Annotated in this window: 21 protein-coding genes; 13 read left to right on the top strand and 8 right to left on the bottom strand. The window is 44.5% G+C overall.

Translation table 11 applies throughout. The annotated features are described in order from the left end of the window. Window positions 1-108: 108 nt before the first annotated feature. From K6V21_RS16565 to K6V21_RS16595, 7 genes are all read left to right on the top strand, one after another. Entirely contained in the window at window positions 109-1,158 is a 1,050-nt protein-coding gene (locus tag K6V21_RS16565; RefSeq protein ID WP_004323439.1) for a hypothetical protein, read from the top strand. 17 nt (window positions 1,159-1,175) lie between these two features. Then, a complete protein-coding gene (locus K6V21_RS16570) occupies window positions 1,176-1,622 on the top strand; it encodes a hypothetical protein (protein ID WP_004308726.1) in 447 nt (148 codons plus the stop codon). A 10-nt stretch (window positions 1,623-1,632) separates the two neighbouring features. Then, window positions 1,633-2,028, top strand: a complete 396-nt coding sequence (locus K6V21_RS16575) for a hypothetical protein (protein WP_008640424.1) — start codon at window positions 1,633-1,635, stop codon at window positions 2,026-2,028. Then, window positions 2,025-2,582 carry a hypothetical protein gene (locus K6V21_RS16580; RefSeq protein WP_004308724.1) on the top strand — a complete coding sequence of 186 codons (558 nt, stop codon included), beginning with the start codon at window positions 2,025-2,027 and terminating at the stop codon, window positions 2,580-2,582. The genes K6V21_RS16575 and K6V21_RS16580 overlap by 4 nt, the downstream gene beginning before the upstream one ends. 24 nt (window positions 2,583-2,606) lie before the next feature. After that, window positions 2,607-3,467 carry a hypothetical protein gene (locus K6V21_RS16585; protein WP_008640423.1) on the top strand — a complete coding sequence of 287 codons (861 nt, stop codon included), beginning with the start codon at window positions 2,607-2,609 and terminating at the stop codon, window positions 3,465-3,467. A gap of 206 nt (window positions 3,468-3,673) precedes the next feature. Next, entirely contained in the window at window positions 3,674-5,131 is a 1,458-nt protein-coding gene (gene mobV, locus K6V21_RS16590; RefSeq protein WP_004323434.1) for a MobV family relaxase, read from the top strand. 53 nt (window positions 5,132-5,184) lie between these two features. After that, entirely contained in the window at window positions 5,185-6,627 is a 1,443-nt protein-coding gene (locus tag K6V21_RS16595; RefSeq protein ID WP_004308721.1) for an OmpA family protein, read from the top strand. A gap of 129 nt (window positions 6,628-6,756) precedes the next feature. Here K6V21_RS16595 and K6V21_RS16600 read toward each other — a convergent pair whose 3' ends face one another. Beyond that, window positions 6,757-6,930: a histone H1 gene (locus K6V21_RS16600; RefSeq protein WP_004308720.1), complete on the bottom strand. Its 174-nt coding sequence runs from the start codon at window positions 6,928-6,930 to the stop codon at window positions 6,757-6,759. Window positions 6,931-7,399: 469 nt separating this feature from the next. On the opposite strand from K6V21_RS16600, the gene K6V21_RS16605 reads away from it, so the two are divergent. After that, window positions 7,400-7,870, top strand: a complete 471-nt coding sequence (locus K6V21_RS16605; protein ID WP_004308716.1) for a hypothetical protein — start codon at window positions 7,400-7,402, stop codon at window positions 7,868-7,870. Window positions 7,871-8,045: 175 nt separating this feature from the next. Further along, a complete protein-coding gene (locus tag K6V21_RS16610; RefSeq protein WP_004308712.1) occupies window positions 8,046-8,402 on the top strand; it encodes a hypothetical protein in 357 nt (118 codons plus the stop codon). A gap of 184 nt (window positions 8,403-8,586) precedes the next feature. On the opposite strand, the gene K6V21_RS16615 is transcribed toward K6V21_RS16610, so the two are convergent. Next, on the bottom strand, window positions 8,587-8,826 hold the full coding sequence (locus tag K6V21_RS16615; RefSeq protein ID WP_008659509.1) for a hypothetical protein: 240 nt from the start codon (window positions 8,824-8,826) through the stop codon (window positions 8,587-8,589). A 15-nt stretch (window positions 8,827-8,841) separates the two neighbouring features. Between K6V21_RS16615 and K6V21_RS16620 the strand changes: the two genes are divergently transcribed. From K6V21_RS16620 to K6V21_RS16635, 4 genes are all read left to right on the top strand, one after another. Then, window positions 8,842-9,327, top strand: a complete 486-nt coding sequence (locus K6V21_RS16620) for a hypothetical protein (protein ID WP_004323429.1) — start codon at window positions 8,842-8,844, stop codon at window positions 9,325-9,327. Window positions 9,328-9,758: 431 nt separating this feature from the next. Then, a complete protein-coding gene (locus K6V21_RS16625) occupies window positions 9,759-9,953 on the top strand; it encodes a hypothetical protein (RefSeq protein WP_004313635.1) in 195 nt (64 codons plus the stop codon). 4 nt (window positions 9,954-9,957) lie between these two features. Then, on the top strand, window positions 9,958-10,242 hold the full coding sequence (locus K6V21_RS16630) for a hypothetical protein (protein ID WP_004308705.1): 285 nt from the start codon (window positions 9,958-9,960) through the stop codon (window positions 10,240-10,242). 10 nt (window positions 10,243-10,252) lie between these two features. After that, window positions 10,253-10,624: a hypothetical protein gene (locus tag K6V21_RS16635; protein WP_004308703.1), complete on the top strand. Its 372-nt coding sequence runs from the start codon at window positions 10,253-10,255 to the stop codon at window positions 10,622-10,624. Window positions 10,625-10,678: 54 nt separating this feature from the next. On the opposite strand, the gene K6V21_RS16640 is transcribed toward K6V21_RS16635, so the two are convergent. From K6V21_RS16640 to K6V21_RS16665, 6 genes are all read right to left on the bottom strand, one after another. Continuing rightward, window positions 10,679-12,361, bottom strand: a complete 1,683-nt coding sequence (locus tag K6V21_RS16640) for a zincin-like metallopeptidase domain-containing protein (RefSeq protein ID WP_004308700.1) — start codon at window positions 12,359-12,361, stop codon at window positions 10,679-10,681. A gap of 5 nt (window positions 12,362-12,366) precedes the next feature. Then, window positions 12,367-12,978, bottom strand: coding sequence for a hypothetical protein (locus K6V21_RS16645; protein ID WP_004308698.1), 612 nt, complete (start codon window positions 12,976-12,978; stop codon window positions 12,367-12,369). Window positions 12,979-13,060: 82 nt separating this feature from the next. Further along, window positions 13,061-13,237, bottom strand: coding sequence for a hypothetical protein (locus tag K6V21_RS16650; protein ID WP_004313634.1), 177 nt, complete (start codon window positions 13,235-13,237; stop codon window positions 13,061-13,063). A gap of 12 nt (window positions 13,238-13,249) precedes the next feature. Beyond that, on the bottom strand, window positions 13,250-14,806 hold the full coding sequence (locus K6V21_RS16655; RefSeq protein ID WP_004308692.1) for a glucosaminidase domain-containing protein: 1,557 nt from the start codon (window positions 14,804-14,806) through the stop codon (window positions 13,250-13,252). Window positions 14,807-14,817: 11 nt separating this feature from the next. Further along, window positions 14,818-17,067, bottom strand: coding sequence for a zincin-like metallopeptidase domain-containing protein (locus K6V21_RS16660; protein WP_004308690.1), 2,250 nt, complete (start codon window positions 17,065-17,067; stop codon window positions 14,818-14,820). Window positions 17,068-17,086: 19 nt separating this feature from the next. Beyond that, window positions 17,087-18,871, bottom strand: coding sequence for a hypothetical protein (locus K6V21_RS16665; RefSeq protein WP_004323424.1), 1,785 nt, complete (start codon window positions 18,869-18,871; stop codon window positions 17,087-17,089). Window positions 18,872-18,875 lie beyond the last annotated feature (4 nt).

The raw sequence follows: 18,875 nt of genomic DNA on the forward strand, positions 1-18,875 counted from the left end.
AATCATATTATTAATATGATACCAAAAATTATACTAAATGCGATATAAAAGGGCTTTTACAATAAAAATAATATATAGATTTGCATCGTTAAATATGAATTGTTAAATATGAAAATTTTAAAATCATACTACAAGACTCCATCATTTTTGACTGGAAGATGTATCGTTTCATTGGCCATATTGGGCCTGATATCATGCAGCGATAGAAATGGCAAATCATTGTCTGAAGCTACGAACGATCCTGCCGGAATATACAGGGAGTACTTGTACAATATACGACGTCAGAAAGATTCCTCATTTCAAGTATTGACCAAGCATATCCTACAATGGCAAACAGTAAAAGACTCTGTTTTTAGGTATCTCCGGAATGATACGCTCAGCCACCCCCATTCCAATCAGCGTGAAGAGTGTATCAGACTGCATGATTCTATCCGCACTGAGTTCTCACGCTTAGCCCTCTCAAAGACGCGTACTTATCAGGAACTTTTGGCTCTCAAAGGAGAGTTCTCACCTTATAACAATGATGAGGAACTGCATCATGCCGCTGGAGAAATCCGCCCGTTTTTCAACTCACTGGATAATCTTCCGCTTCATAAGGGTAACAAAGAGGAAATCCTTGCGGCTTACCGTATGTTACTGACCCGAACTATCCGTAACGGCATACATAGCCGCAATGAACTGATTACTTATATCACTAAAGAAGATGCTATATTCCGTGCGTTCCTCTCTCACTTGCACGATTTCGAAGGTGAGAGTATGGCTGACATCACACGTGGTACTGAACAGTGTTGTTCGCAGATATTCTTTGCCGCTGAGAGAAAGGAGATTACCTATCGGGAGGCTATGCTTTATTTGACAATGCGCACCAATCGTCGCCAAATACAAAATATGCAGATTTGTATAGAAGATGTTCGGAACAAAAAAATCAAGACTTCTTCGCAAGCACATGCTTATATATGGATGCTTATCCACCCTTATACTTCATTGGACGGATTCTCTATGACATTGCTTTCCGATAAAGAACGGAAACAACTTGACAGGATGGCGGCACAGACACCTGTGGCGTTCAAAACCTTGAGCCGAATCCTGCAATCGGAAAGTGGTCAACTGACTGAACTGCCAGGAATGCTTATGGATATTTTCATACAGACGCTCTAACAATATAAAAAATGAATATGTTACGACATTTTTTCAATGACTTTATGACATTTGTCCCTCTGCAACTACCGCAACTACTCGATGTGACGACAATGGAGGAAGCACAATTCTACGGTGACTACGCCCTACTGACCTTCCCGCTACGCGACCCTTACGATTTGGAGGAAGTGATGGATCTGTTTGAGGACGATATGGAGCTTATAACTCTCTACCACCACATCCCCACGCACGCTGACAAATTCGGGCATAGCACCTGTGCATACTCCAACCCGGCATTTGGACAGATGTTCAAGATGAATTGCAAGACAGATGCAGACGGTAAGGTAAATAGCATTCTTGTCACCATCTATGATTCTCTTGAGCAGATGTACGGCGAGCTGTGCCTTGATTTGGATCTTCATTCCAAAAGTGGCACATTCAAGTATAAGAAGAACAAAGACGATCTCTTGATGGATTTCCTTTAATGGTCATGTTATGCGGGACACACTATACCGACAAATGGTTTATTGGATTAGGGAATACCGGACATGGATAGAGGTTGTTGATGACAATTTCTATAAGGAGTATGCTTTGTCAAGAAACGGATATATCAATTACATTGTTTCCCGCACGTTGGTACTGCGGGCTTACAAAGACAAAGGCTCATACGCCAAAGGCATGACATGGACAATTCCGGAACATAAACTGGATAAGGCATTGGCAGCCTACCGTAAGCAGGAGCATACGTTCAAGCAACGTATTAAGAAAGCAGCGATATACCTTTCACCGAGGGACGCCGAAGTTATCATCCTATTGGCCACCCACAATATTGTCCAATTAGAGTTGATGATATCCCCCATTCAAATACGCGAGAAACCCTATTATTTATGATTTGGAATATACTACAACTTATCTTCTGTATAACGCTTTTCGTATTGCCATTAGCATTGTACAAAAGCCACCGTTCTTTTATGGTAAGGTTCTACGATGCTATGATACACAGTGTAAAGGCTCGTAAACTATATGTACAGGTCGTATTGATTCTGCTATTGCTCTTCCACTATGTTTACATCAGCGGACATGTTGGCGAGTTCGGTGTTTTTCTTTCAACTGCTATCTGTGCCACTATATATTCATTTAGAAGAGCGGACAGATTGTTAAGAGGTTTATGTGACCGATCATGTATGTTTGTCATACTCTCATTGGTGGCTTTGGCCATCAGTTTTGTTCCACACTTGTACACAACGGCGGTAACTGCCGCCTATCTTCTTTTGGCTGCCCTGTTCTATCCCTCTGTTCGGGTTATGACCGAATTTCAGGACATAGGCATAATCTCTGAATGGATGAAATTCCCCAGACTATTAGCCGAAAGTTATTATGACCATCATCACGCGATATTGCCGCAAGATGCGGATAGCGGCAACACTGATATATCCGCACAATAGTAATAATTAAAAAATGAAATGAAAATGAAAACCAAGCAGAAAATAGCTGTCCCTATATTGGCAGACAGAGAAGTATTTGACTACCTCAAGGAGAAAGTCGGTGAACGAAAAACAAAGACAGAAGCCTTCTGTGATTTATTGGATAAATCTTTGGCAGGTTTTGTTTCCCCTTTTTTAAGGAACAAAGGCTACGAACTTCAACCCAACCAGTGCCACGTGACTGTTTCTGACCTTTCATCGGAATGGCATTGGCATAGGGCTACTGTCCGTTCTTTTTTGGATGTAATGGAAGAGTTCGGCTTGTTGAATCGCATCCGGCTTTCCAAAAGCGTCATCATTACCATGACTGTGCAAACCAGCCAATCCACGGAGTCTTGCAATGGACAGAAGAAGTTGAACCTTGCAGAACAGCTACGTGAGGCATTGTCCGATTGGATAATCGGCAAAGTGTCCCTTGACGAGATCGGAATCAAGTGTGAGCAACTTGTTCGTCGGGCAATGGATGAAGCTGGCATATGCGATAGCTGCCCATCTCCGGACAGTATCACTCGCATCAATCCGGCAGCGGATGATGATGAACGAGCTGTCAAGATTCGTATGGTAGCTTTGGAGTGCATTACATTTGCCGCTATACAACGGGCACTGCGTAAGTCGAGATTCGATGACAGTGCAGAGTTTATGGACTACTTCCGATTGGAATTGTATGGGGACTGGACAGGACTTATTGCAACTTCGAAAGGTATTGCTGGGCTTATTCTTGATGTAGATAGGGATGAAAATTCCGATTATGATGAAGATGACAGGGAGTTCCTTAAAACGCTTTTTAAGCCTTTTCTGGCATTTGCGGCAAAGGCACAGGAGGCAACGTATCAGATTGGAGGTTGAAAACAGAATGTATAACCGCAACAATCCACTTTTGTATCCAGTGAAGCCCCCCTGCCAGTTATAGAAGGCATCCGGGCTTGCCCGCCTGCCACGAACAAAGGGAAGGGGGAGCCTAATACCCCACCTGCCTGACGTTGGTGGGAAGGGTGTCCGAACAAGCAGCAAGCTGGGACACGGTAGATTGTCCGAAACAATATGAAAAACGTATGGCAAATCAAAAACAGGTACTCGACGTGCAGGTGTCGAAAGGGATTACCACCGCCCAAAGTAATGAACATCTGCGTGACCGTAGTGAAAAGGCAGAGAAGTACGCTATGAGTAAGGGAAATTATGATCCTACGCGTAAACGGCTGAACTTCGAGATTGCGCCCGGAGGTAAAATACATCCCATCGACACAAGCCGTAGCATTCCCAAACGGATGGCGGACATATTAAGTCACCGTGGAATCAAAGATCCTAATGAGGGGCTGCTCGAACCAAAATACCGCACGGTGGTAAATATCATCTTCGGCGGTTCACGGCAGCGAATGCAGGAACTTGCTTTCGGTACGCAACAGGTGGACTTTGAAAAAGGTGCGGACAATACCCGCATCGAACGGAAGCGTGACATTGAACGCTGGGCCAAGGATGTTTATTCATTCGTTTGTGGCAGATATGGTGAGCAGAACATCGCTGCATTCATTGTACATCTGGATGAATTGAACCCGCATATCCACTGTACGCTTCTGCCAATCAAGGATAGTCGCTTTGCGTACAAGGAAATCTTCGCCGGTAAGGATAAGTTTGAATATAGTGCAAGAATGAAACAACTTCATACGGACTTTTTCGCAGAAGTCAATACAAAGTGGGGAATGTCAAGAGGAACAAGCATATCCGAAACGGGTGCACGGCACAGAACGACTGAGGAATACCGCCGAATGTTGTCTGAAGAGTGTACAACAATCGAGGATAATATCAAACTCCATCAACAGGTATTGGGTGAACTTCAATCAGACATCCGGTTGGCAGAACGCAGAGTCAAAGGGCTTACGACAATGGTTAGCAATCTTGAAAAGCAGAAAACTGAAAAAGAAACCTTGTTATCGGCAGCCGAGTACAATTTAAAAGAAAACAAAGGCAATGCGGCAGAATTGGCAATCCAAATACAAATGTTGGAAAAAGAGCTGCAAGGAATCATCAGGCAACTGGCAGACAAGCAGGAAAAGTTGCAGACGGCTGACCGGCAACTCATCGAACTGAAAAAGGATATGGGAGCCATTGAAGAACGTACCGAAGAACTCAAAGAGGAGGCCTATCAATATTCCCGTGATGTACACTCCAAAGTGGATAGCTTGTTTAAAGACGTCCTACTGGAGAGTGTAATCAGCGAGTATCGTAACGCATCGGCACAAATGAATGTTTCAGAACGGCAGCTCTTTGACGGTTCACTGGTACAGTCTATCGCCGAGCGGGGTACGGAAATCATGCACTGTGCGACAATGCTATTTCTCGGAATGGTAGATGATGCCACTACATTTGCCGAATCACATGGTGGTGGAGGCGGAGGGAGTGACCTCAAATGGGGACGCGACGAGGACGAGGACAATCGAGCATGGGCACTTCGCTGTATGAGGATGGCGAGCCGCATGATGCGCTCGACTATCGGCAAGAAATCTAAACGGTAAATGGCATACGCCTTACACCAGATTAAAAGTATAACTAATGAAATCATTGGAATATGACGAAACAAATTATTTTCATCTTCGCTTTGCTCTGCACGTTGCAGGCACAAGCAAGTGTACAACCCGTACAGAAGGACACTGTACGACACACTATTCATTATGAAGTAGCGGAATTGCTTCAACCGATGCAGCCCGTCTATCTCAACGGGGTGCTACTTCCGGCATCTCGAACCGGCAACTGGTTTGTTAGCATATCCGGAGGTGCGACAGTTTTTCTTGGTACACCTCTCGGTTGTGAAGACCTTTTTGGACGAGTGAAACCTTCGTACAGCCTCGCCGTCGGCAAATGGTTTACTCCTTTGGTCGGCGCAAGGGTAAATTATAGTGGCTTGCAGTTTAAGGATGCACAATTATCTACGCAGGACTACCATTATATCCATGCAGATCTCCTGTGGAATCTCCTTGGACGCAGATATGCCCGACAGGAACAGGTACGTTGGAGGCTTGCACCCTTTATGGGTGTCGGTCTGCTACATAACGCCACCAACGGGAACAATCCCTTTGCGCTTTCTTACGGCATACTAACACAATACCGTATTTCCAAACGGGTTAGTGCTATGCTGGAACTCTCTAACACAACTACATTCCAGGATTTCGACGGATATGGCTATCCAAACCGTCTGGGCGATCACATGCTTTCGCTGACTGCCGGATTCACCTTTCATCTCGGTAAGGTCGGCTGGAAGCGCGCGGTGGATACGGCACCATACATCCATCGGAACGAACTGCTTGTCGATTATGGCAACTTCCTTTCGGAGGAGAACAGGCGTTATGTGGGACGTCACAATCAAGATAAGCGAACACTCGTGGAATTAAAGAAAATTCTGGAAATCGAAGGACTACTCGATACATATAGCCATATCTTTGACAACGACGATATAACCGGATGCAGATATCCTATAAATAATTATAGCGGTTTGAACTCGCTTCGTGCAAGATTGAAGCATAGCTATTGGGACGGGTCGTCACCTCTTGACACGACTATTCTTCAGACAGAGAATGGAAAGCCATCATATAATTACACGGCTTCCCGAAATGTGCAGTCCGCCCATCAGGACACCCTCGCTATGGATTCCACGGTTCTTTCATACGCTGATGGAGAGTGCATCGGTACACCCATCTATTTCTTTTTTGCTCTCAATACGACACATCTGACGGATACCTCACAGAGGCTTAATCTTGACGAACTGGCTCGTGTAGCTAAGAAATACAGTTTATCCGTGAGGGTAACTGGTGCTGCTGACAGTTCTACAGGAACATCAAGTATCAATGATTCTTTGAGTATATCGAGAGCAGGTTTTATTACCGCAGAACTGGAACAACGTGGAATACCAGCCAAGCGGATTATCAGAGTTAGCAAAGGTGGAATTGCCGACTATACGCCCGTGGAAGCCAACAGACATACGAAAGTGGAGTTGTTTTTTCCAAAAGCGAAATAGAAATTTCGCATAATTGATGTTTAACTTTGTCATAATCAATGAAGCCTCTCCGCTGTGAAGCGAAGAGGCTTTTTCGATATGGTACACGTGAAGTTCGCCATTTTCCTACTGTCAGAACCAGAATGAAAATTATTTCGATGCTTCAAGTGACTCTTTTCTGAACTGTTTGAGAAGTTTTTCAAGTTCAAGTGATACTTTGCGGGCACGAGTTCCGGCAGCTTTGTTGCCTTTCTCCATCTGGAGGTTGGCATCTTTTGAGAATTGATCGAACAATTCACAGATTTGTGTAAATGTTTTTTCCATTGTTATGTTCTTAATATTATATAATACGCTGGCAAAGATAGCAAAAATATTTTTTTAGGACTTATATTAGCTCTGTTATATATTTCGCCTATAATATGATACCCCTTTTTATGTTTTTCCATTCTGAGTATTCCCTTATCGCACCATCGGCAAATCTGGCCGAAGAGATTTTATATGCAAAGGTACAGTGTCCGGACGATTGTCAAGCACCGCTATGCTAACGGTTCCTGGATATTTTACGGCAGCCTTCCTCAAATCAAAGATTGACTTTCAGTCCCCTTCTCATTGCAAGGTATAAAAGGACAAGCCTGCTTCTGCTCTTACATTCGAAGGTTGGGTATTCCGTTCCATTCCATTTACTGTTTACTTGTCTTATCGCCCTTATTCCACTGTTAATCCTGCATAAAAATCAATCCCCGGCAAGAAGCCGAAAGAGCTTCAAGCAAAGGGAAATAATAAATCAAAGAATATGGGAAAATACGATTTTATCAAGTTGGGTAATCTTCTTTATTGGCATGACCCAGATAGTGGTCTGTCTAATGGGGTTTACCAAGTGGCTTCTATTCCGGAAAACATTGAAGAGGATAGCGTTATTTTGATTGCATCTGATACTTCGGAAGCGGAGGTTTTTCCTTCTGAATTATCACCGATACATACCGGTAGAAGTCATAAAGAAGACTTTTTGCGTTGGAAAACAGAACGTGAAGCTGAAGGTATTGAGTTTTACGACCACCTTTCCAAGGTGATGGATACGGAAAACGACTTGAGTGTGGGAGATATGGTGGCGTTTACAAACGATTATGGAGTGATATTTGGACCTTGTGAGGTCTTAGCTTTTGGGAATCTCTGTAATAGTGGCAGATGTGTATATATTGACAGTGATTCTTATTGGTTTCCTAACCGTCCCGACCAACTCACCATCATGAGAGGTGCGGAATGACAATAACATATCCACCTGTAGCCAAAGCGGGTGGATAGCATTTCCTTGTATTGTATATTCAGCCCGATTACTCTTATAGCCATGCTCCACCGAACTCCCACAACCGGTCCTATTCCTTTTTTACTCGTCGTACTCCGTTTCTAAACAGTATAACACATTTATTGGCCTGACATTCTTGAAATTCACAACGGAAACGGCTTGGTTTCCGTGTGATGAAACACTTGAACTGGTATGTGAGAAATTCCCAACACTATGTTATTTCTATCAATCGGAAGAGTCGGGTCTGGCGGAGTACTGGACAAATGACCAAGAGAGTAAATACTTTCCCGAAAAGTACATTGCAGACCTATGTACTCCAGACGACAAATGGTACAAGGAATATTTTGTCAACCAGACAGAAGTATTCAAGTGGTTTGAGGTGATAAGCGGTCAGTCTGTCGAATCAATAACAGAAATTCTTGCTATTGCCGAACAACGGAAAGATGAAAACGACAATTCTTTCTGTAACATCTATGAATATGCCGCAGGCTAAGACTAATCCGATGCAGAAAACGAAATGACGGTATGCTGACAGCGTGCAGCGAACTATCATTATCCGATAAGCTTCTCTGATTTCATGCAGATTGGAGACTTTGTCGCCTTCAGTCCTTTTATACAGTCTCAGAGTGCTTCTCCAGTCTTTTATAGATATTCTTTATATCGCACATCGGCAGTTCTTATCTGAGAGATTTTGTATGCAAAGATACAGCTTTAGAATGGTCGTCAAGTAACGCTGCGCTAACAGTTCCCGGATACTTGTGGCAGCCTTCCGCATATCGAAGATTTGGGTATTCCACTTCATTCCATTCACTGTTTACTTGCCTTATCCATCCTTTCCTTGCTGTCAATTTCGCATAAAAATCATTCCTGACAAGAAGCCGAAAGAGCTTCAAGTAAAGGGAATAAAGTTTAATCATTTAAATTTCAAAATTATGCACAGCCGAATTTTTCAGATTTCTAAAATGTGGATAGAAAAAGAAAACTATCTGAATGAAGACACTCTCCATCAAGGAGATGGCAGTTTCTATGACTATTGTGCGGAGATAGATGACGAAGAACGTAAGGAGGATATTCGTTATTTGGTCAATACTGCTCTACCAAAAGATATGTTCGAACTTGTAGGTGATGACACCATACGCTACATTGGTGGTGTGGAACAATGGAAAGAGAACTTTGTGACTAACATCCGTAAGAAAGCTGAAGCTATTACGACGGAAAATATGTTGGAGTTTGTAGGCCCTGTTTATCAACTTGAAAAGGCATTGGAAAATCCATTGGATATTGCGTATCATTTCTATTTGGACGGAGAGGGATACCAGTCATTTGCCGAAAAATCTTTTGCATTTATGGAGTTTGTCTGTACGCTTGAACCGGGAACGATACTCTATATCGGAGGAGTCATCGACTATCACTTCTGATACTCCATATAATTTTTTTAAAGCCACCCGCAACTCAAGCGGGTGGTTATCATCTTCCTATATAACAGTCCGGTTACTTTTATAGACCATGTTCTGCCGAACCTCTGTTACCAATTCACAGCCTCTTTTACCGATTCTATATTACCTGTTCTAATTGTATTACATTCTCACAGTCCCGACATGCACCATTGTTTGTTTCGTGCGCAAAGGTACGGTGGCAAACGATGTTCAAGTACCGCTGTTGCTACCTGAAATGAGATTTGACGTAACCTTCCGCAATCACAGATTCCGGTATTCATAAAATTTCATTCCGGTTACTTGCTCATAGTTCTTGCATCCACCGTTGAAAATGCACATGAAACAACCTCTTGGGTAAAGTCGGAAGGCTTCAAGAAGAGGGAAATAAAAAACAACTTAAAAAAATAAATGCAATGAGAACTAAAACACTCTACAGATGCGATGCACAGAAAATAGACATCAGTCGTTTCCCTAACTTTCACATAACAGGAAGTATAACCGGAATGAAGAAACTCTATTATGGCAAGAATGCTCTATTGGTACGTTGCGGAAGCTGGATTTACAACGTGTCAAGTGAACCCGAAGTTTATTATAATATAGCACATTAGTAGTATGAAAAAAGGTTATAAAAAAGATTTTCAGAGTTGGAAAGGTATAGTAACTCTAAAATTACTTTGCTGCAATATAGCAGCAGGTCGTTTTGATTGGAAGAAATATTGTACGCCACAGCCTTATTGTGGTCAGGAGATTTGCGTTATACCGCTACATTGTTCTTATGGACAGATAGGCTACACTGTGTATTTCCCTTATTCTGATATGCCGGAAGTGGAATACGATTGGGAAATGAACAAATTAACTATTGACAAAGAGAATTGGGAGAATTATTTACAGAATTAATATTAAAAATATGGCACAGAATTTTTATACCAAATGGCAGAACGCAATCCTTGCAGATGCAGGAGTCTATGTTTCAAAAAAATACCGCAGTTTCCAAACGGCCTTAGTACGTGAGATTTCCAAGTACGCAACAGCCGTTGGCGCAAAAGTAACATTCAACTTAAAGGGGCATTATAATACCTCTTGTTTCATAGAACGTAACGGTAAATTCGTTTACATCAGTCACTCTTCCGGTTTGTCCCGAATGGGTAGCGGTGTAAAAATAGAACTCGATTCTTTCTTAATCCGGACAGCCCAACACGCGAAAGATTACAGAGGGGGACATAATCAGTATTGCGATATAACAAATTTACAGTCTATGATAGATAATTTGTTAGAGTAATAAAATAAATTCAAGAAAAGGTACGGAGCAAACAGCTCCGCATCTTTTTCCGTTTTATCGGCGCATTCCGCCGCTGTACTCTGCTTCTTGTAGCTCTTCCCGGTATTCCTCCATATTATTCAGCTTTTCGTTCACGGTTTGCAGGTTGGCATCCAACGAAGCATTATGGTCGTATGGGAAACGATGTTGTGCGACAAGTCCCGCATTAGTAACCGGCCCGATATCTATCATGTCGGATTCTTTATTATAGCTGACATACAGCACATCACCATTCGGCATTTCAAATGCAGGAATCTTTTGTTGTGTCATGATAGCGAATTGTTCCGCAGCCATCTCCTTGGCTACCCCTTTTAATGTATCTCCAGCATGTTCGATACCATAACGCCTGATATGGTCGCGTACTTCCTTTTCCGTGAATTTCAGCATCACTTCATAAGTTCCCCCGACACTCCCATTGTACACCACAGCAAAATCCTTGTCCTCAATCAAAAGATTGTCTCCTCGGTTCTGTATGGGAGAAGAATAAGTATATTCTTCGTTAATGCCGTTACCGTCATAATACTCCTTGGCGAGAGTCAGCAGTCCTTCGTAGTCCCCCTTATCCTTGAATGCGTCCAACCGCATCGTGTCATCGGTAAGCTGAAGATAGGCCACGGAAGAATAATACACTTTTTCTTTCGGTGCTACTGTTTGCTCTTCATCAATGTTCTGCTCCAATTCCAGTGCAATCTTATCCACCTTTTGGGTAATCAGAGAAGCCGCTCTTTTCACATCCAACAGAGTTGTCTTGATGAATTGTGGCGATTCCTTCAATTCGTCGAGCCATCCTTTGAGGTAGGCACAACTGTCCTCTTTTATATGTTTCGTCATGCCGTAACGTTGGGCAACCAATGCGCTGCCTAACTCGGCTACCAATTCTTCGCGCGCATACTCTGCCGAGCCGAAAGTTGTCGGCTTGATACGGTCGAGAACTCCTTCCGCACCGGTCGAGTGTGTCATCTCATGGAATAGTGTTCCATAGAACGCCTCTCCAGATTTGAACTGTTCCTTTTCCGGCACAACGATTTCATTTCTCGATATAGAGTAGTAAGCGTTATCCTGATGCTGTGGTTTGATCGGACAAATCCACAGATTGTCCTTTATCAGCGCATCGACGGGAGCGAAGCTGAAATACTCTCCGTTCTCAATCTTCGGTAGCGAATACTCCTTTTCGAGTTTTTGCCACAGCTCCGGTCTTGCCTCCTGCAAGTTGGTCTGTGCCACGTTAAAGACTCGGAATACCTGCATCTTAGGATAAACATTGTATTCCTTCTTCTCGTTATCAGATAGTTTTTTGTAGTCATCATACTTAATCTTCTCACCAGAATCCTTGTGTATGCAGGTGAATGTAGTCAGCATGATTGGGAATGATTTCTCTCCACGAAGTACAGAAACACGAGGTTTCTCCTGATTGTCCTTATCGGATTTGTTGAGCCGTTGTACACACTCAAAAGTGCAGAAGCGCGGAATCTTGTAACCTTCCTTTTCACAATGTATAAGCAACATAATGGCATTCATGCCATTATACTCGCGTCCGGAAAGATTGCAGGGCCATTGTAACGCTTCTTCTGTGAACCATGGCTTTCTCCAATCCTTACGGATACTCTCGATTTTCTCAATCATCATTTCAGCGAAGAGGTCTAATGCTTTATCTTCGCTGTTCGGCCCGTCCGTGTGCTGTTTTTTATATCCGGCCATATCCTTTACTGATTGGAATTAGACGAATCTGCTACATACTGTACAAGTTCTTCCACCTTGCATGAAACATTCAGCTTTCCGTTATATGCCGAAAGGGATATTTCACCTTTGGCATCCACTCGCACGCCCGGCTGTAACCATGCTTCGCGTTCTTTGCCAAAACAGAAAAAACGTACCCATTGGTATTCAAAGCCATCCTCTACTTTCTCCGTACTGAATGCCGAAAACATTGTGTAAGGCTGGTCTTTCTTATCCCTTTTTTCCTCGATATGCTGCCCGACCTTACCTCGAAATACTAATTCGCCCTTGACCGTATCTTTCGCATCTGCCGTAGCTGTACGAATTTCGTTAATAAAAAGATTGAAATAAAGTTTGTCACCACGGTGTTTGAGATACATTGTCCCCGAAACCTCGATGCGGGAACCATTTCGATATTTGGAAACCTCCTTTCCGGCAGTATCTTTGCTGACATCCACCTCAATAGGCATAGTCTTCCCGTCAGTGTCAGGGATCATTACTCGAAGAGGAAAAACCAGGAACGTTTTCCCTTCCTTATTGGTGCGTATCGACGCATCACGTCCGATAACGCCACATACCGTAACATTACATTTTATCATTTCTATTGTCTTTTAATGTGATACATAATCACCCGACAACTGTGTTGCCATGATTTGTTGTTGAACTGCTAAATCATTGCTCTTAATCGGGTGCTCGTATCATTGCCCAGATCAGCCATCCGGCAAGGAACAGTTGAACGCTCACGATAATGAGCGTTGCTACCCAGCCGAAGAGTTGGTAGCAGAGCAGGACATACAAGGCAAGGTAGGACAGTCCGAACAGACATCTGCATAGCTGTATCATCACGCATTTTACCATATCGCCACGCTTCTATCTTTTTAGGTTCTCTGTCTGTCCCTGCTGTTGGGACATCCCTTGTTCAAAATTCTGTGAAGCCGCTTCCGAGAGGATAACCGTATTCAGCATACCGGTTACACGTATCCTTTTGGCTTCTTCTGTGAGAGTATTGTTATTCAGTGTTGCCGACAGACGGCTTAACTCCGCAGTAGTCAACTCACGTGACATGCGCAGTTCTCCATTGTTCACTCGCAGAATAGCCTTTCCATTTTCACTGATTGCCAGTTCGCAGTTTTTCATGCCCGGTAATAATGATTTCAGATTGATGCGTCCACTATCCATTTGTTTGGATATGGCAGTCTTTTGCTCCTCCTCGTTCTTGTTGTCGATTTGTACGGCCAATAGCATAAGGGAACTAAAGGCTGTCATCGCCATCTCTACTATAGGGTCATTGCATCCTGACATTCCCACACCGCTATCCTCTGACGAAAGCAACTTCTTCATCCATCCGTCGGGCGAAAGGTTTTTGCCGGCGGCATTCTCTTCTGTTCCTTTATATCGGGTGAGCAGGCTGTTCCCGTTGTGCAACACTTCCAATTTGATATTACCTTTCTGTGCGATTTCAGTCAGATAAGCCGCAGGGTCGATGTCACGCTTTGTTCCGTCTGCATAGAAGTTTGTCACGCCGAAATGTAGATGTTCGCCCGTTGTACGTGTACCTGTGTTGCCCGATGTGCCGAGCTTCCCACCGGCTTGTACTACATCACCGACCTTTACAGTAACCTCCTTAAGGTGCATATAAGTACATTGTACCTTGCTGCCATCCGTTCTGGTATATTCCACAGTCAGCGATTTTCCACCGGGCGTGTTCTTATTCTGATTCACAGCCACCACCTTCCCGTTGTTCTCAGTAGCCAGTACCGCATCGCCATTGCAACGGATATCAATTCCCTTGTGCATCTGTTGTTTCGTGTTGTCCATCGGATCTTGCCGCATACCGAAAGGCGAGGTAACAAAAAGAAACTCTTCACGCTCTACCGGGAATGAGTACTTCGCACCATACTCTGAATTTTCAGACGTTCGGAGAGGATTATGTTCCGTACCGAACCGCTTACCCTGTGTCTCCATTTCCTGCATCACCAGTTTGTCATACTGCTGTAAGCCATTTTGCTCTATAATCCGTTGCAGACTCTCGGCATATTCTCCGCCTGTGGCATAACCGGCCTGTTCGATATTTTGTGTCCAACCCTTGTAATCGTCGGGCGAAAGTGCAAAACATTGGGCATAGCGGCTGTTTTCTTTTAAAAAACGGGAGTGGTGTTCGTATGAATCACCCACACTGTCATAACTGCAAAACTTCTCATTCGGCTTATCGTCAGTATATATACCATACCTTCCTCCTTCGGCAATCCATGCAGGCGTAGCCTTGATGCCAAAATGATTGTTCTCGTTTTGCGCCAAACGGCTTTGCCCGTTGGAACTTTCCAGTATGCCTTGTGCCAACGTCACGGATGCGGGGATTCCGTACCGGCGCATCTGCTCCATAGCATACTCTGCATATTTCATTGCGTATTGTTGGTTCTTGCTCATTTCCTTACTCCTTATCTATGAAAACCTCTGTGTGTTTCTTGTTCCTCCATGTCACTTATAGCAACCCGTGCCCCGGCACGGACGAGCTTAGACAGATAGTTGTCGAGCTGCTCCGTTGAAAATTCCGTTGAAGCCGTAATGTCCCCTTCCGGATACTCTTTTAGGGTTATGCCCAATATCTTTGCACCCTGTACCGCATCTTCGTTATAGAGCCGATAACCATCTTTCGTGCGAAGCAGTTGCAAGGCATCGGGATGATTCGCTTTAAGTTTGTCCCACAACTGCCGTTCCGGTGAAATACCCTTGTTGTCTGATTCCGTCCGTTCCTGCGCTACCGTTTCTATCGGCCACAACTCTGCTTCTTTCTGTTGTTTCTCTCCGGTGTGTGCCTCCTGCGATTGTCCTTTTTGTAGTACGTCTGCGAATAAGGTAGCTGCCAAATGACGTTTGTAGCTGTCACGCTCTTCCGCTATCCACATCCGCTGCCACTGTTGCGGAGTGACACTTCGGGCAGGCTGTTTCTGCCCATCAATAGTTGCGACGCATTGTATGCCGTCTTGTTTGGTTTTGAAAACCGAAACACGCTGGATACGGTTCAAGTCTATTTCCGGCATTTCGCTGCTGAACAAATCCACCTTCAGGTCAGGTTTGACCTCGGCCAGCGCATAATACTTGTGCGCCAGTTCCATCCGAACCTTACCGATGTTATCCATTGCTTGCTTGAGTGTTGAAAAGAAGCGGTTTATATCTTCTTTATCAGGATAGATGCTATATCCGCTCTTATTTTCGGGTTTGATATAAAGTGCCCATCGTTTCTTATCATCTTGAATCATCTCTACGTGGTCAAATCCGATCTCATTCGCCTGTTTGACCGCTGACGCCACGTCCAGTGTGGAGAGCTTCTCCATTGCCCAATTCTTCAGCCGGGCCAGCATAATTATCTTCTCGGCAAAATAACTGTCATCGGGTCGATAACCTAATGCACCATCCGTATTGTAGAAGCGTACCTGCTCGATTCCATCTTTCTGCAACGCTCGCATGATACGTCCCTTGTTCATTCCCGGTATCTCGTTATCTGCCTCTGTAGAAGCCCCTGCTGGAAGAATTACATCTGCGGTTTTTGCCTGTGGGTCAATAACAAGCACAATTTTTTTCGTTTCTTTATCCGGATGCTGCCGAATCTCGTTCGACACAAAATAATGTTTGGGCATTTGCTCCTGCATGGTTGAAGTGTCTCGCCGGTTGCGCATGGTGGCGTATTCGATTTTCTCGCCCCGTTCCGCTTTATTGATTACTTCGATGGCATTGTTTACGTCACTTTCGAGAGCGTCCATCAAGTTCGGGTTCTCTTTTAGCTCCCGGCACCAGTATTCCACTGTCTTCAGACTTTCTTCAGACAACCGTGCTGGCAACCCCAGTTCCAACATTTTAATCCCTGAAGCCAGTTCCACTACCAACCGTTCCTGTCTGACAGCATCCTCCGAAGGAGCTACACCGTTCTTCATCACCATACCTTCACGCGCTAATCGTTGTTGGTGTCCGGTAGCACTCACGATTTGCCGCAAGGCTTCCTGTATATAGTCGTGATAATGTCTGAACTCTCTTTGTCGCGGCATATAGACCGCATCCTTATCTGTTTCGTAGTGGGGTACACCGCTTCCATCCAAACGAACAGGCACAAGGTTGTCTCGCATCCTCAGTAGGAAGTCGTTGAATTGAATATGCAACCGTCGGTTGTCAGCTTCCGTATATCCTCTTTCCACTGCACTTCCATACCGCCGCAACGTCGTTTCGTATCGCTCCTTATCCACGTAGGGTAGTGTCGTCTGGTCAATGTTGAACAAAGTGCGAATTTCACGGTTATGTACACCTTTATATAATTTTTGTTCCTCTTCATACAGTTTCATGTAGTCATCACGACTGATAACCTGTTCTGGATTATTGCGGTGAACATACTTGTTCCAATTATAAAACAAAAATGGAACGCCTTGCTCATTCTCACGCACCGAGGCTCCTTGTGCCTTGGCATCGCTGAATAGCGTGAACTGGTTGGTTTTGCATCCATTTTTATCAGAATGCAGCGTCATGAATAGTGCATTGAATGCGCTGACAGAAACACCCTTTGGATAGAAGCGCGGGTATCCCTTTCCTGATGCGTTGAGCCAGTGTCCACCGGCATTCGAGGCTTCACTCAAAGCCGTAGAAAGCAAGGTGATTTGTTTTTCCTCGGCTTTCTTTTCGATTTGCGATTTTTCTTTCATCGTTTATTTGATTATAGGATTATTGAATACCCCGTGGGCGCACGATGGTTTCCAGTTTTCCGTCCTCATAATTCCGTGCGGCAGCCTGGCGAAGCTGGTCGTTCTTGGCAAGGACAGCATTTGCCAGCGTGTTCAAAGGCAATGCCCCGGTACGGTAGGCTTCTGCTACAATCGGTGACAACTGGATGGTACACGGTACTCGGTCTATCGTGGCAATCAACGTACTATCTTGCAATACAGGGTTTACTATACGTGGGTTCAGAGTTTCATTTGTATAGCGTCGGTACTGCACATTGTTCTCATTTGTTACGTTCAGTTTTCCCTCTGTTCGTTCTTTCAAGGCTTCGTGTCCTGCCTTATTCAACAAGTTCATACCTCCCAGGCCTATCAGGAGCATTTTCAGCAACGGGTTACGCACAAACATACCCGCCACAATGCTCGCTATCGGTAACATATTGTCTTCCAAATGCAATGATTCTGTCTTGCCTGTGAATATTCCCAGTAGAACATCAGGGAGCATGGCCATTACATAACCGAGATTGCCTGTGATATTACCTATGCCATCCAGTCCCAGCATACCAAGCAGTCCGCCCCAACCGTTTCCCTGTGCTACTTGCGCACTTTGTATCGTTTGTACATGTTGTTCCGCATCATTGGCAGGAACAACAGTTTCATGCTTCTCTTCTTTCATAATTTCATCCTGTTCTGTCCTGACCATTTTCGCTTTGTCACATTGTTCCAAAGACTGCAAGTAGGCTTCTTCCTGTCCGGGAGCAACAACAATCGGCACATCCTTGTACCGTTCCTCATATTTCTGTTCTTCCTTGCTCTGTACATTCGGCCACAATAAACCGCTATTCTGGTTTTGTGTCCATTCCATGAAGCCAAAGTCCATGACAGGGATTTTCTTTTTCAGTTGCTTGTTGTCTGTACCAATCGCCGTGTTCTCTTTGATTTGTATTTGGGCTGCCTCTTTGCGAAAATCGTCGAATACGTTTCTGTCTCTGCCGAACACTCCTTTACTGATGCACTGTTCTACTGAAAGGGTATCAGGCTTCTTGCCTTCAAAATGATTGGTGATGGCTGCAATAGCCACATCTGCACCGGTAAACTTTGCCAGTGTCGTCCATGAACCAGTACCACCCATCATCAGGGTATCTGCGGCTGTGCCCAACATCCATCCCGTACCTTTTTCCCATCTGTTCGGGCGGTAAGCTGCTTCGCCTCGTGCCTCTATTTCATCGGTCAGCGGTGAACGGCTTAACGTCTGCGATAATCCCAGCAGACTCGATTCGGCAGCCTTTCGGATGATGTAGTCAGCGGAAGACTTGGGCATACGTTCTTTCACCAACCGGTCAATCATCAGTTCCTCTATTCGGTGGTCCATATAGGCATAGGCGAGGTCACAACCGAGCTGTTCTGACAACTCATTGTAACGTGCCCTTCCGATTTCCTGCACGACGGTATCCCGCCACTGCCCGGCCATATACGCAAGGTCTTGCTGCATTTCCTCGGAACCGGTAATCTCCGTCTTGCACATCTCGATATAGTCCTCTGTTGTTTTGGAGTTCCATTCGCCTGTGACCTTGAGTGCTTGATAGGGGTCGCTCATTGGTTGTGCCGAAGATGCCATCATACTGAGAATACCACCTAAAGAGGTGGAATATTCTTTCATTTCCTCTCCCTGATTCCGTATGAGGTCAGTCCGCGTTTTTGACATGATGGGTGCGATATGGCAGTTGAAATAGTCGTTCACGAGGCGTTCCATTTCTGCAAACCGTCCGCTATGCTTGATTCCGTCCATAGTG

Source organism: Bacteroides cellulosilyticus, assembly GCF_020091405.1.
Taxonomy (GTDB): Bacteria; Bacteroidota; Bacteroidia; order Bacteroidales; family Bacteroidaceae; genus Bacteroides.

Excerpts from the sequence above, each read along its gene's own strand:
- K6V21_RS16640 (WP_004308700.1), bottom strand. The coding sequence starts at position 12,361 with ATGGCCGGATATAAAAAACAGCACACGGACGGGCCGAACAGCGAAGAT.
- K6V21_RS16645 (WP_004308698.1), bottom strand. The coding sequence starts at position 12,978 with ATGATAAAATGTAATGTTACGGTATGTGGCGTTATCGGACGTGATGCG.
- K6V21_RS16585 (WP_008640423.1), top strand. The coding sequence starts at position 2,607 with ATGAAAACCAAGCAGAAAATAGCTGTCCCTATATTGGCAGACAGAGAA.
- K6V21_RS16565 (WP_004323439.1), top strand. The coding sequence starts at position 109 with ATGAAAATTTTAAAATCATACTACAAGACTCCATCATTTTTGACTGGA.
- K6V21_RS16655 (WP_004308692.1), bottom strand. The coding sequence starts at position 14,806 with ATGAGCAAGAACCAACAATACGCAATGAAATATGCAGAGTATGCTATG.
- K6V21_RS16605 (WP_004308716.1), top strand. The coding sequence starts at position 7,400 with ATGGGAAAATACGATTTTATCAAGTTGGGTAATCTTCTTTATTGGCAT.
- K6V21_RS16660 (WP_004308690.1), bottom strand. The coding sequence starts at position 17,067 with ATGAAAGAAAAATCGCAAATCGAAAAGAAAGCCGAGGAAAAACAAATC.
- K6V21_RS16575 (WP_008640424.1), top strand. The coding sequence starts at position 1,633 with ATGCGGGACACACTATACCGACAAATGGTTTATTGGATTAGGGAATAC.
- K6V21_RS16600 (WP_004308720.1), bottom strand. The coding sequence starts at position 6,930 with ATGGAAAAAACATTTACACAAATCTGTGAATTGTTCGATCAATTCTCA.
- K6V21_RS16650 (WP_004313634.1), bottom strand. The coding sequence starts at position 13,237 with ATGGTAAAATGCGTGATGATACAGCTATGCAGATGTCTGTTCGGACTG.
- K6V21_RS16620 (WP_004323429.1), top strand. The coding sequence starts at position 8,842 with ATGCACAGCCGAATTTTTCAGATTTCTAAAATGTGGATAGAAAAAGAA.
- K6V21_RS16630 (WP_004308705.1), top strand. The coding sequence starts at position 9,958 with ATGAAAAAAGGTTATAAAAAAGATTTTCAGAGTTGGAAAGGTATAGTA.
- K6V21_RS16570 (WP_004308726.1), top strand. The coding sequence starts at position 1,176 with ATGTTACGACATTTTTTCAATGACTTTATGACATTTGTCCCTCTGCAA.
- K6V21_RS16635 (WP_004308703.1), top strand. The coding sequence starts at position 10,253 with ATGGCACAGAATTTTTATACCAAATGGCAGAACGCAATCCTTGCAGAT.
- K6V21_RS16595 (WP_004308721.1), top strand. The coding sequence starts at position 5,185 with ATGACGAAACAAATTATTTTCATCTTCGCTTTGCTCTGCACGTTGCAG.
- mobV (WP_004323434.1), top strand. The coding sequence starts at position 3,674 with ATGGCAAATCAAAAACAGGTACTCGACGTGCAGGTGTCGAAAGGGATT.
- K6V21_RS16580 (WP_004308724.1), top strand. The coding sequence starts at position 2,025 with ATGATTTGGAATATACTACAACTTATCTTCTGTATAACGCTTTTCGTA.
- K6V21_RS16615 (WP_008659509.1), bottom strand. The coding sequence starts at position 8,826 with ATGATTAAACTTTATTCCCTTTACTTGAAGCTCTTTCGGCTTCTTGTC.
- K6V21_RS16665 (WP_004323424.1), bottom strand. The coding sequence starts at position 18,871 with ATGGACGGAATCAAGCATAGCGGACGGTTTGCAGAAATGGAACGCCTC.
- K6V21_RS16625 (WP_004313635.1), top strand. The coding sequence starts at position 9,759 with ATGAGAACTAAAACACTCTACAGATGCGATGCACAGAAAATAGACATC.